The sequence below is a fragment of the Actinoplanes sp. NPDC051470 genome, assembly GCF_040682035.1.
Taxonomy (GTDB): Bacteria; Actinomycetota; Actinomycetes; order Mycobacteriales; family Micromonosporaceae; genus Actinoplanes.
In genome coordinates this window covers 86,324-99,071 of sequence record NZ_JBFBAA010000038.1, presented here as the reverse complement: position 1 = coordinate 99,071, position 12,748 = coordinate 86,324, and the positions used below count along the sequence as shown (strand labels likewise).

General features: G+C 73.3%; 8 protein-coding genes. 4 read left to right on the top strand and 4 right to left on the bottom strand.

Annotation, left to right across the window (positions count from 1 at the left end; all coding sequences use genetic code 11):
* Window positions 1-973: 973 nt before the first annotated feature.
* The 4 genes from AB0M54_RS41615 to AB0M54_RS41600 form a co-directional block, all read right to left on the bottom strand.
* Complete coding sequence (locus tag AB0M54_RS41615) at window positions 974-2,257, bottom strand: IS110 family transposase (protein WP_364477738.1); 1,284 nt, start codon at window positions 2,255-2,257, stop codon at window positions 974-976.
* Between the two features lie 333 nt (window positions 2,258-2,590).
* On the bottom strand, window positions 2,591-4,066 hold the full coding sequence (locus tag AB0M54_RS41610; RefSeq protein ID WP_364316637.1) for a hypothetical protein: 1,476 nt from the start codon (window positions 4,064-4,066) through the stop codon (window positions 2,591-2,593).
* Window positions 4,063-6,027: a GTP-binding protein gene (locus AB0M54_RS41605; RefSeq protein ID WP_364316640.1), complete on the bottom strand. Its 1,965-nt coding sequence runs from the start codon at window positions 6,025-6,027 to the stop codon at window positions 4,063-4,065. Before AB0M54_RS41605 ends, AB0M54_RS41610 begins: the two co-directional genes overlap by 4 nt.
* 60 nt (window positions 6,028-6,087) lie before the next feature.
* The gene (locus AB0M54_RS41600) at window positions 6,088-6,951 is read right to left on the bottom strand and encodes an IniB N-terminal domain-containing protein (RefSeq protein ID WP_364316642.1); all 864 of its coding nucleotides are present in this window, start codon (window positions 6,949-6,951) and stop codon (window positions 6,088-6,090) included.
* 247 nt (window positions 6,952-7,198) lie between these two features.
* On the opposite strand from AB0M54_RS41600, the gene AB0M54_RS41595 reads away from it, so the two are divergent.
* The 4 genes from AB0M54_RS41595 to AB0M54_RS41580 are packed head-to-tail and all read left to right on the top strand — an operon-like array spanning window position 7,199 to window position 12,748.
* On the top strand, window positions 7,199-8,236 hold the full coding sequence (locus tag AB0M54_RS41595) for a hypothetical protein (RefSeq protein WP_364477736.1): 1,038 nt from the start codon (window positions 7,199-7,201) through the stop codon (window positions 8,234-8,236).
* The gene (locus AB0M54_RS41590) at window positions 8,233-10,767 is read left to right on the top strand and encodes a helix-turn-helix transcriptional regulator (protein WP_364477733.1); all 2,535 of its coding nucleotides are present in this window, start codon (window positions 8,233-8,235) and stop codon (window positions 10,765-10,767) included. Before AB0M54_RS41595 ends, AB0M54_RS41590 begins: the two co-directional genes overlap by 4 nt.
* Window positions 10,764-12,374, top strand: coding sequence for a nitrate- and nitrite sensing domain-containing protein (locus AB0M54_RS41585; RefSeq protein WP_364477730.1), 1,611 nt, complete (start codon window positions 10,764-10,766; stop codon window positions 12,372-12,374). Before AB0M54_RS41590 ends, AB0M54_RS41585 begins: the two co-directional genes overlap by 4 nt.
* Complete coding sequence (locus tag AB0M54_RS41580; RefSeq protein WP_364316651.1) at window positions 12,371-12,748, top strand: DUF742 domain-containing protein; 378 nt, start codon at window positions 12,371-12,373, stop codon at window positions 12,746-12,748. The genes AB0M54_RS41585 and AB0M54_RS41580 overlap by 4 nt, the downstream gene beginning before the upstream one ends.

Sequence of the window (12,748 nt, the reverse complement as noted above, 5' to 3'; positions counted from 1 at the left end):
GTGCTGAATGCCTTCGCCATCACGTTCGGTGACCGCTGGCCGGCCGCCGAGAACTACTGACCAATGCCAGAAACACCGTTCGCGTTACGGACCCCCCGCCGCCTATGCCGCGGCGCCCTGCCGTCCCCGTTGGGCCCGCTGCGCCGCTGTGTCAGTCGCGCCCGCCGTGTTGGTCGGGTCCCTGTGCCGTGTCGGTCGCGTCGCTGGCGCCCGCCCGTGTCGTTGTGCCTGCGTCGCTGTGTGAGGCCGCCCCGCCGAGCTGCTGCGCGGTCGTATCCGTTGAGCCGGCCGCGCAGCCGTGTTGGCCGGGCCGCTGCGTGGTCGTGCCGGCGTCTACCGCGCTGCCGTGCTGGCTGCCTGCCGGGTCGCTGCGCGATCGTGTCGGTTAGAACTGCCGTGCCTGCCCTAGCGAAGCGGTGCCGCCCTGTAGTCGCGCCGATCCGGTCGAGCTATTTCGTTCAACGTCCCCTTTGCTCTGAGTGCATATATGCGCCACTCGCAGCTGCACGAAACCCGAGGCTGCATCGAAGTGATGCGCGTATGTGCTCAGAGCAAGCGAGGTTGTTCGGGTGGAAGGCAATTGCGGTGGTGCCTATATGCGCTCAGAGCAAGGGCTGGACTCGGACATGAAGTCGCCGGCTTTGATGCGCGGCGGGGCGTCAAGGCGTTGGCTATGCGCGTTTAGAGCAGCGCCTAGTTCTGTTGATGCGGAACGCAAAAGTGTGTCGCGCGTCGAGGATGGGCGGGCTGTCCCGCGCGCTCAGAGCGAGAGCAGGCCGGCGAGTCGTTTGTTGCGGAGCGGTAGGGCGTTGGGGCGGGTGTTGCCCATACGCGCTCAGAGCAAGGGGGGCCGTGTGGGTTGGCGCGGAGCGCCGCAGGGGGTTGTTTACGCAGAATGAAGGGGTGGGCGGCTCTGTTCTGGCCGGTCACGGCCTTGGAGCCGGGTGACCGGCCTCGGCGGGAGTGCCCTGTGTCAACCCATGTCGGGTTTTGGGTGTTGTTGGAGTAGCAGGGTTTGCAGGGCCCGGTGTTGGTCGGGTTGGTAGGGGGTGTTGGTGGTCCAGCACTTGAAAATGATGGAGAGCCAGGCGCGGGCCAGGATGCGGGTGGCGTGGTTGTGGTTCTTGCCGCGTGCGCGGGCTTGTTGGTAGAGGTTGGCGGCCCAGGGGTTGGCTTTGCGGCTGTCACCGGCGAAGTCGCAGACCGCGTCGCGGAGTTGTTTGTCGACCGCCCATCGGAACGCGACGATGCGGGTGTGCCCGGATTGCCGGGTGGAGGGGGTGACTCCGGCCAGCCCGGCCAGGGCGGCTGCGGTCGGGAACCGGCCGCGGCAGTCGCCGATCTCGGCGAGGAGCCGGGCGGCGCGGGTCGTGCCGGCGCGGGGCAGGCTGGTGAAGATCGCCGCGTCCGGGTGTGCTGCCAGGGCACCCGCGATCTGGGTTTCGAGTGCTTCGATGTGGGTCATGACGGTGTTCAGCGCGCCCAGATAGGCCTGCGTGATCCCTGCCATGGCCTGCCCGGCTGCTCCGGTGACCCCGGGGGGCGCCTCTCGCAGGTGTTGCAGCAGCACGGTCGCGGGTTTGACGTGGTAGTACCGCTGCCGCAGCCACGGTTGTAGCTGCTTGGCGGTCAGCGCGTCGACGGCGTCCTGGGTGCCGAACGCGGCGATGAACGCCCGTGAGGTCGCCGCGTCGAACTCGCTGAACAGCCCGACCACACCGGGCAGCACGATGAGCAGATGCGCGCGTAGCTGGTTGGCGACCGCGAGGCGGTGCCCGACCAGGTCTTTGCGGGCCCGTACCAACGCGCGCAGTGTTCGGGTCTCTGGGCGGTCGTTGACCAGTGGTGCCAGCCGGCGCTGGTCGGTGCGCACCACATCGGCCAGGACGAACGCGTCGAAACGGTCGTCTTTGTTACCCGCGGACCCGTAACGGCTCCGCAGGTTTCTGACCTGCGAGGGTGCGATGACGAACACCGGCAGGTCTGCCGCTAGCAACGCCACCACCAGCGGCCCGTCACCGCGTTCGATCCCGACCCCGGCCACCTGCGCACGGGTCAGCACCGTGATCAGCCGGGCGATACCGGCTTTGTCATGCACAACGGTGATCCGGTCGATCACCTGCCCGTCAGCGTCGACCAAACACACGACGTGGTTGTTTTCCGCCCAGTCGACACCAGCGAACACTCGCGCCGCTGGGCCAGGCCCTGTCAGACTCGACATTGCTTCTCCTGCTGCTCGATTCAGCTGGACAAGCACCTGGTGGTTCCGGGGTCATCACTGCCGGACGCTCATTGAAGGCGCTCTACGGCGCAGTGCCCTGTCGCCAGTCGGGATGCCCCCGGACCGCCAGACCCCCGCAGACACTCCCGCAAGCCCTCAACAAAAAAAAGGGGGCAGCAACGGTGGGCGGTGAGCCTGACAATCCAGATGCTGCCCGACCCTGACGGGCCGGACAAGATCAAGGGTCCACCAATGAGCGACGGTCAGAACCACCCACCGAGCAACGACATCAAGCTCTTGATCTTGATCTGGGGTGGTGGGCCGAAGAGGTGCGGCATCAAGCTCTTGATCTTGAGGTGAGGAGGAGCGTCAGAGGTTGGTTTCGTCGAGCCAGGTGAGGATCATGTCGCAGCTGCGGAGGACTATTTCGGCGGCTCGGCGCTGGGCGGGGGTGGTGCCTGGGCGGTTGGGCTCGTGGCGCCAGCGGTCGGCGGCGGCGTAGGCCTCGGACCAGATGTCGTCGGCGGTGGCCTCGGCGGGCATGTTGAGGCGTTCGCCGACGCTGGTGCCGGCGCCGCCCAGCAGGCGGCGGGCCTCGGCGGCCGACTCCGCGGGCAGGTCGACGCGGCCGGAGCGCAGGGCGGACAGCAGGCGCAGCTCGCGGAAGGGGTGCACCTCGGCCATCAGGAGTTCGATCTCGGCCAGGTGGTCGCCTTGACCGGGCGGGGGTTCGGTGCGCAGCAGGTGGTCGAGCACGGTCAGGGTGGATCGTGCTTTCAGGGTGGCTCGGCGGGCGGTGAAGAGTTCGGCCACGGCCGATTGCAGTTCCTTGAGGCCGCTGTACTCCTGGAGGCGTTCGGACAGGTCGGCCCGGGTGGTGCAGCCGGTGCGGACCAGGGTGATGGCCAGGCGGACGCCGCCCAGGCCGAGGCGGCGGAGCAGGCGGTCGCGGTTCTCGACCGGGACGCCGGGGATGGCGTCGGTGGCGGTGAAACGGTCGGCCGACAGCAGGTAGGGCTCCAGGTCGGTCCGCTGGTATCGGGCCAGCTCGGCCAGGGCGCGGAACTCGTCCTCGTGCAGCATGCGGGCGGCGTGGCCGATCAGGGGGGACGCGGCGATCACGTCCTGGCAGAGGGCGCCCACCCTCGGTTCGCGGCGACGGCGGCGGGCCACCTGGCGGGCGGTGATCATGGCGTCGGGGCGGCCGCCGGAGGTGGCGTCGGCGCGGGACAGGACGACGATCACGTGCACGGGGAACACCGACGGGCCGCGCAGGCCGCGGCCGGCCCAGAGGAAGTTCAGGTCGGACTCGTCGAGGTGGCCGGTGAGGTAGAGGACCGCGTCGGCCTCGTGGAAGACGCGCTGCGCGCCGGTCTGGTCGTCACCCTCGGCCAGGCCGCCCAGGGTGTCCACGATGCGGGTACGCCGCAGCGCGCGGCTCGGCCACTCGACGATGGCCCGGCGCGTCTGGTCGGGACCGGGCGGGGAGGAAGCCGCGCCGGTGCTCAGGCTCAGGCCGGGCGTGGTGCGGACCATCGACACCTGGTGTGGCCGTTGGTCGTCGGCGAACCACCAGGCCCGCGGCTCGGGGCCGTCCTGGTAGGAGGCGAACGTGACCGGGCCGTCGGTCGGCGCGGCCGGCGCCACGTCGTCGCCGATCAGGGCGTTGACCAGGGTGGACTTGCCGGATCGGGGCGGGCCGGCGACGGCCAGGCGCAGCGGCTCGGCCAGGCGTACGGCGGCCTCCTCGAGCCGGGCGGACGCCGCGAGGTTGCCCCGGTAGGCGTGTTTCGCCTGGTCCAGCTGCCGGTGGACGCGTTGCTCGAGCTCCTCGTCCTCGATCACGACGCGCTGCGCTGCGCGGGGATCGCCTGGCGTTTCGGGCCGGCGGCGAGCGCGCGGGACTGCTGGGACAGGGCGGAGAGCTGGGCCAGCTCGTGCTGGACGGTGCGGGCGCGCTGGTCGCGGGCCGCCACCTCGCGGTCGGCGTCGGCCTTGGCGCTGCGCAGGGACTCCATGACGGCTTCCTGCAGGTCTTCGGTCACGGCCGTGAAGTGGTCACGCAGGGTGCGCTGGATGCGGCGCACGGTGTCGCGGGCGTCCTTGGTGAGGCGTACGAAGATGTCGTCGACGTGGCGCTGCACCGCCGTCCGCGCCTCGACCTGGCGCCGTTTCAGCAGCGCCTTGCTCTCGTCGCGGATGCTCTTGCCGCCGAACAGCGCGCCGCCGCCGATCGAGATCGGGTTGATCAGCGACATCCCGGTGAGGCTGGTGACCAGGCCGAACATGATGACGCCGCCGTACGAGCCGCGCAGCCCGATGAACAGCTTCTGGCTGGCGCTGAACGTGGCCACCGCCGGCGCGTCCAGGCCGCCCGGACCGTCGACCAGTTCGTCGGGCACCGCGAACATCTCGGCCGGCAGCACGTCACCGGCGTCCGGGGGGAACTCGTCGGCCACCTTCCGCGCCATCCACTGCGCCCGCTCGACCAGCCAGGTCAGGCTGGTCCGGGTCAGGTCCTCGATCGACTCGCGCAGCCAGGGCTCGAACTCGTCCCAGTTCTTGGCCGGGTCGGCCGTGGTGAAGAACTCGTCGACCTCGGACAGCACCGCCCGGGTCCGTTCCCGCAGGTCGTGCTCGATGTCCGACATCAGGTCGCCGACCTCGTCGGCCAGTTTGTTCTGCCACCGGCCGGTGCAGCGCCGCAGGTCGTCGAGCCGGCGCTGGGTGGCGTGCAGCCGGGCCACCGCCTCGGATGCCTCGCTGGCCTGGTCGGCGGTCAGTTGTGCCCGCAACGGCTTGGCCAGGCGTTCGAGCACGGTCCGGCTGAGCACCGCCGCCGTGGCCGTGGCCAGCTGGTCGGGCTTGGCCGCGAGCAGCTGCTGGAGGCGGACGATCAGGTCGGGGAAGCCCGACTCGGTGTTCAGCCCGGCGTCACCGGCCTTGACCGCGTGCAGCCGCAGCGACGCGGACACCGCGGCGATCGAGGCCGGCACCCCGGCGCGGCTCAGCCGCTCGCGGTTGCGGGTCAGGTGGTGCCGCCAGTCGGGGGCGTAGTCGGCCTTGGTCAGCACGACCATCAGGGTCGGGAAGAGGCGGGCCAGGTCGGTCAGCACCACCATCTCGGCGTCGCTCAGGTCGCGGTTGGCCTCGCAGGTGAACAGGACCAGGTCGGCGCCGGCGCCGGTGGTCAGGTCGCGGGCCTGGGCGACCGCGTCGGCCCCGCGGCCGGGCAGCCCGGTCAGCGGCGGGGTGTCGATCAGCACCAGCCCGCCGGCGAGCAGCGCGCGCGGGACGCCGATGTCGGCGTGCAGCGGGGTCGCCGCGGGCAGGCGGGCGGCGGTCTGGAGGATCGCGGTGTCCAGCTGTTCCAGGGCCAGCGGGATCCGGTCACGCAGCGCGACGTCGCCGATCCATTCCGCGCTGGGGGAGTCGCGACGGACCAGGTCGGCGACGGGCGAGTCGGCGTGCCGGATCACCGCCGGCACCGTGGTGCCGCCATGGTCCGGGACGCCGCACACGGTCGCATTGATCAAAGCGTTGATAAGCTGGCTCTTGCCCTGTTTGGCGGCCCCGGCCACCAGCACCCTCAGCTGCGGTTCGAGCATGCGGGTGCGGCGCCGGGCGAGCCAGTTGGCGATCTCCGCGCGGCCGTGCGCGGAGCAGGCGCGGATGGTCGCGTCCATGACGTCCAGCCACGACAGCGGCGCGTCGGCCGCCCGCAACGGGTCGGGCATCGCCCGGTTCAGCGGGATGAGGGAGGTCGGACCCGCATACGCCGTGGGTCCGGCCTCCCAGTTACCCATCCTCGCCAATCCTGCCCTTCCGGCCTGTCATGTCGGGCTGTCCGCCGGACGGGCCACCGATCAGAGGTGCAGGTCGGTGAGACCGCCGAGGGCGCCGTGCCCGGTGTCCGTGTCGGCGTGCGCGTCGGTGCCACCGAGCAGCCCGCCGGTGACGCCGTGCACCGTGTCGACGGTTCCGCTGACCGTGCCCGCGACGGTGCCGTGCACGGAGTGCACCACATCGTCCGTCAGGTCCGGCTTGACCACAGACGATACGACCGAAGAGGTTGCCCCCTCGACGCCCGACACGTCAAGGCCCGTCACGTGGCTCAGGTCGAGCGACGTCGGAACATTGGCCACGTTGTCCAGCGTCTCGATCGGGCGCAGGTCGGTGTCCGGAAGGACGTGACCGGCGGCCGGGAGGACCGCGTCGACCGTGCCCTGGACGGCCACACCGGCGTCCAGGTCGAGGGCCGGGTCGTGGTCGACGGAGAGATCGGCCACAGTGCCCGTGTTGACGCCGCCGACACCCGGGATGTTGAGGCCGCCGCCGGAGAACACCGAACCGGTCAGCAGGTCGTCGCCGCCCAGGCCGACGGCCGCGGTGTGCACGCCCGCGACGCCCACGTTCAGGTCCTGCACGGTGCTCTGCACCGGCGAGAGCGCGGCGTGCGCGGTGATGGTCTGGAGGTGGGCGACCGCGCCCGCGACATCCAGGTTCGCCACCCCGTGCGACAGGTCGTCGACGCCGCCGAGCTCGGTGACACCGGAGACCGGCGCGTAGTCGACGACGAGCGGGAGCACCTGCTGCACGTCGACCGGGCTGATGTCGCCGAGGCCCGCCTGCTGAAGGGCCGCCTGCGGGTCGGCCTCGAAGGCCGTCCGGGCTTCCGGACGGTAGAGAAGATCCAGGACGAAATCCTGCAACGTCGGCGACGCATCCATTCGAGATTTTCCTCCACTGTGGGTGGTGCATGAGTGGCGCCGGTCATCAGCGCCGGGGCAACCGTACGGTTCCCGGCAACCCCCGGGCATCGGGGCCGAGCCCCCTATCGGCCGGAGGCGTACGGTACTCGGCAACCCCATTCCGATTAGGGGATTAGGGGATTCCGGGGCCGGATTTACGGGGGCGGCCCGGGTCGGTTCTTCTGGTACGAAGGGATGTCCCATCCGGCCGAGAAGAGAGGCTGACGTGCCCTACCTCCTGGGTATCGACATCGGTTCCGGCAGCACCAAGGCTGCCGTCACCAGGCCCGGCGCCGCCCGCGACGCGCGCGGTCCACTGTGGGAACCGTTGTCGCTCGGCGTACGCACACGAACCGTGCCGTCCGCCCTCGCGACCACCCCGGAGGGCGCCGTCGCCCCGGCCGAGGCACACCGTGACAACTCGGCTGCGGTGAGTGGCTACCTGGCCCGGGTCGGCGACAGCCTGCCGATGCGGGTGGGCAGCGCCTACTACCCGGCCCACGGTCTGGTCGCGGCGATGGCCCGCTGGGTCGTCAACCAGGCCTGGGAGCTGCTGGACGAGGCGCCGGAGCGGGTCGCGCTGGCCTGCCCGACCGGCTGGGGCCCGGGCCGGGCGCGGCTGGTGCACGCGGCGCTGGCCGAGGCCGACCTGGCCGGCGCCGCCCTGGTGACGCGGGCCCGCGCGGTGGTGGAGAGCTTCCAGGCGGCCGGCCGGGTCGCGGCGTCCGGCGGGATGCTGGTCGTCTACCGCCTCGGCGAGGCCGGCGTGGAGGTCTCGGTGGTGCTCACGCACGGCCCCGGCCGGCTCGAGCTGCTAGGAAGTTCGGAGATCGAGGAGATCAGCGGGTACGAGCTGAGCGGCGCGACCCCCGACGAGGCGCGCGCGGTTCTGCGGTCCACCGTGGACCTGGCCGAGCACACCGTGCGGAGTTGCGGGGGAGTGCGGGCCGAACTTGCCGCCGTACTGATCGCCGGAGGCTCCGCGGCCGTACATCCCATCGTGACCGATCTGCTCAGTGCGGCCTTCCCGGTTCCCGTGCTGGTGGACCACGACGCCGAGATGACGGTGGCCGGCGGCGCCGCGCTCGCGGCCCGGCCGCAGATGCGTGCGGCGCCGCCCGCCGCCCCGCCGCCCGCGGCCGCCCCGGCCGTCGTCGGCACCACGCCGGCCTGGCCCGAGACGGCCGGTGGCGTGCGGGTGGTGCCGGAACGCCCGCCGCGCCCGCCGGTCCGGGTCAGCCCGGTGCGGGTGGAGGCCAAGTGAGCGCGCCCGTGCTGCCCGACCCGATGCTGAGCCCGTCCGCCCTGGTCAGCCGCCTGACCTCCGACCCGCGGGCCCCGTTGCGGCTGAGCGTCGGCGCGCCCGGCGGATACGGCAAGACGACGCTGCTGCGCGAGCTGGAGCGGGCCGGCCGCCGCGCCGGCCTGACCGTGGCGACGCCCTGGCCGGCGGCCGGCGCCGCGGACGCCGACCTGCTGCTGGTCGACGACGCCCACCTGCTCGACGAGGACCGGCTGGCCGAGATCAGCCGGCTGGCCGAGCGGCCCGAGGCCCGGCTGGTCGTGGCCCACCGGCCGTGGCCCCGCTCGGCCGCCCTGCTGCGGCTGCTCGACCTGCTGCGGCGTACCCATCCTCCGGTGACGCTGACGCCGCTCGGCGCCGACCAGATCCGGGCCCTGCTACCCCCCTCGTCCACGCCGGAGCTGGTCGCCTTCGTGGCGGCGCAGACGCACGGCATCCCCCGATACGTGGAACGCGTGGCGGCCGGCCTGAGTGCGGCAGATCCCGCGTTGCCGCCACGCGTTCCCGCAGCTTCCCTGGCCCCGTTCGCGGCCGACCTCGACGAGCTGCCGGCCGCCCTGCGCACGCTGCTGCTCGCCGTGGAGGCCGGCGCCGGCCTGTCCTACGACCTGATCGCCGCGCTGCTCGGCCAGGACGCGGACCGGGTGGCCGACCTGGCCGACGCCGGCCGGGCCACCGGCATGCTGGCCGTCGACGGCACCCTCGTGCCGCTGGCCCGGCTGGCCATCGCCGCGCTCGGGCCGATCGCCCAGCGCATCGACGTGCGGCAGCGGCTGGCGGCGTCGCAGCTGGCCCGCGGCGGCCCGGTCCTGCCCCTGGTCCGGCCGCTGCTGGGCACCGCGTCCGGGGTGGGGCTGGTGCCCGGGGCGGCCGGCAACGACCTCGGACCGGTCTACGAGGCGGCCGGTGAGGAGGCGCTCGGCGACGACCCGGCGCTGGCCGCGCAACTGTTCGCGGCGGCGGCCGGCGCCGGGCGGACCACCGCGGCCCGGCGCGCCCTGGCCACCGCGCTCTCCGGCGACCTCGACCTGGCCTCCCGCCTGGCCGACCAGGCCCTGGTCGCGGGCACGACCGACCAGCGGTCCGAGGCGGCGTACGTCTCCGCCGTGGTGCTCACCCACCGCGGCCAGCCGGCCCAGGCCGTGGCGCTGTATGACTGGTCCCGGCACGGCGCCGCGCCCGGCTTCGGCGCCATCGGGCTGCTCGCGACCGGCCGCCTCGCCGACGCGCAGCAGCGGATGGCCGCGGCCGGCGCCTCGCCCGAGCCGCCGACCTCGCTGAGCGCCACCGCGTCGCTGATGGCCCGGGGCGTGCACGACTCGGTCACCGCCTCGCCCACGGCCGCGCTGTCCGCGCTGGTCCAGGCGTCGGCGCTGATCGAACCGGCCGGCCAGGGCGTGCTGCTGGCGGACAGCCCGGCGGCGCTCGGCGCGATCATCGCCGTCCAGGGCGCCGAACTGGACACCGCCGACATGCTGCTGTCCCGGGCGGCCCGCTCCGGCACCGGCGGCGCCCTGCTCCAGCCGCGGCACCGGCTGCTGCAGGCGTGGATCCTGATGCTGCGCGGCCGGCCCGTGGCGGCGGAACAGCACGCCCCCGCGGCCGAGGCCGGTGACACGACGGTGCGGTCCGGGCGCGACGTCCTGCTCGAGGCGGCGCTGCGGGCCGGGCTCGCCCGCCGCAACAGCGACCTGGTCGCCCTGCGCGCCACCTGGCCCGACGCCTGCCAGGCCCTGATCGGCCACCCGGTCGACCTGTTCGGGCTCCTCCCGCTGGCCGAGCTGACCGTGGCGGCGGCCCGGCTGGGCGAACGGCACCGGGTGGCCGACCACCTGGCCCAGGCCGACCAACTCCTGAGCAGCCTCGGCGACCCGCCGCTGTGGAGCACCCCGCTGCACTGGAGCCGGCTGCACGCGGCGATCCTGGCCGAGGACCACGCGTCGGTCGAGCGCCACGCCGAGGCGCTCGACCGCAACCGCGACTTCAGCCCGTACGCGGGCGCCACCGCCGCGGCCGCCGCCGCCTGGCGGCAGGTGCTGGCCGGGCGGATCGAACCGGAGCCGGTGATCGACGCCGCCCGCCGGCTCGGGGCGCTCGGGCTGACCTGGGACGCGACCCGGCTCGCCGGGCAGGCCGCGATCCGCACCCCGGACCGCAAGGCGATGACCGTGCTGCTCGACTGCGCGCGCACCCTGCAGGCCCCGGCCGAGGTCCGCGGCGCCCCCGAGCCCGGCGCCCCCGCCCGCACCCGGTCCGCCGACGGCGGGCAACACCTGCTCAGCGAACGGGAGCACGAGGTCGCCGCGCTGGTCCTCGAGGGGCTGACGTACAAGCAGGTGGCCGAGCGGCTCTACCTCTCGGCCAAGACCGTGGAGCATCACATGGCTCGCATCCGCCAGCGGCTGGGCTGCACCGACCGCCAGGAACTGCTGTCCCGCCTGCGCTCCCTGATCGGCGGCGCCTCCGAACCGGTGTCGGGAGCCCGCCGGTGAGCAGGGGGAAGTGGTGGGCCGGCCTGGCGCTGCTCGCGGTGCTGTGGGCCGCGGCGGCCGTGCCCGCGGTCGCCGCGGCGGTCCGGGTGATGTCCGACCGCGCCGCCGCCGACCGGCTGGAACCGCTCATCGGCCGGGCCGTCCTGGCCCTCGAGGCGGAACGCCGGCTGTCGGTCGCCGAGAACACCCGGCCGGGGACGAGTGCGGCCCCGGCCGGGCTCGCGGCCCAGCGGGCCCGCACCGACCAGGCCGGTGAGCTGCTGCGCCAGGGCGGCGACGGGCTGCTCGACCGGCTGCGGGCGACCGACACCACCCGCGCGGCCGATGCGCTCACCGAACGCATGGGCGGGCTGGCCTCGGTCCGCGCGGCGGTGGACGGCGGCCGGATGGATCGCCACGGGACGCTGGCCGCGTACACGAAGATCATCGCTTTTGACGGGGTTGACCGCAGCCCGCTGAGCCAGGCCCGGGAGCTGCTGTCCGAGGAAGACGCCCTGCTGGCGGCGGTCGCGGGCACGCCCCGGCTGGCCGACGCCGACCGGGCCCGCCTGGCCGAGCTGGCCGGCGCCCGCCGCACGCTGATGACCGGCGCCGACATCCCCGGCGACACCCGGCTGCGGTCCATGGAGGACGCGCTGATCCTCCGCCCCGGCGCGGTCCCGGGCGGCTGGTCGGTGGCGTTCAACCAGGTCAACAACGCGCTGTGGGAGCGGTCGACCAACGCCGATCAAGAGACCCGATCCTCGGGTACGCCGTACGCGATCGCGGTGATCGCCTGGGCCGCGCTGACCGGTGGCGGCGGGCTGATCGCGGTCGCGGCGCTGCTCGTCTTCCTCCGGCGCAACCGCCGCGCCCCCGGCCTGGGCCGGGCCGCACGCAACGCCGAAACCCAGGCACTGCCGCAGGTGACCGCCCGCGGCGTCGACTCGCTGCTGCGCGACCTGGAACGCCGCAACCAGAGCCTGGTGCACCGGCTGCTGCGCCAGCTGGACGGGCTGGCCCGGCACGAGACCGACGACGCGACCCTCGGCGACCTGTTCCGGGCCGACCACCTGGCCAACCGCATGCGGCGCAACCTGGAGAAGGCGGTCCTGCTCAGCGGCGACCTGCCCGGCCGCCGCTGGAGCCGGCCGGTCCCGCTGGCCGACGTGGTCCGGGCCGCCGCCTCCGAGGTCCCCGAGTACGAGCGGGTCTCCACCAGCCGCATCGCGCCGGTCAACCTGGAGGGCGACGCGGTGACCGCCACCATGCACCTGCTCGCCGAACTCATCGAGAACGCCACGACCTTCGCCCCCGCCCAGACCCGGGTACGCGTCTCCGGCGAGCCGACCCCCGACGGCTACGAGATCACCGTGGCCGACGTCGGGCCCGGCATGACCGACGACGACCTGGCCACCGCACACGCCGTGATGACCGACCCCGCGCCCCGGCCCGGCGGCACCTGGTGGGGCCTGTACAGCGCCGGCCGCTTCGCCGACCGCCTCGGCGTCACGATCCGGCTGCACAACGCGCCCGGCGGCGGGCTGGTCGCCACGGTGACCGTCCCCGCGAACCTGCTCGAGGTCCCCGCGGAGTTCCCCGTCGAGGATCTGGTGGGCCAGTCATGAGTCTGTGGACCGAGACCTGGTACGACGAGGAGAGCGGCCCCCTGGTCCGCCGGTACGCGCGGATCGGCGACCGGTCGGCCACCGTCGGCGACGACGATCTCGAACTCAACGCGCTGGTCACCCGCCTGCCCACCCCGGTCGAAGAGCCGCCGTCCGGGCTGTCCTCGACCGAGTCGGCGATCCTGCGCCTGTCCAGCCGAGCGGTGTCCCTGTCCGAGATCGCCGCACACCTCGATCTCCCGATCGGCGAGATGCGTAGTCTGCTCTGCGGCCTGCGCGACGCCGGCCTGGTCGTCGTGCGGCGACCGTCCGACGACGGCGACTCCTCCCCCGACGTCCTGCAGCAACTGCTCGTCGGGCTGCGCTCGCTCTGA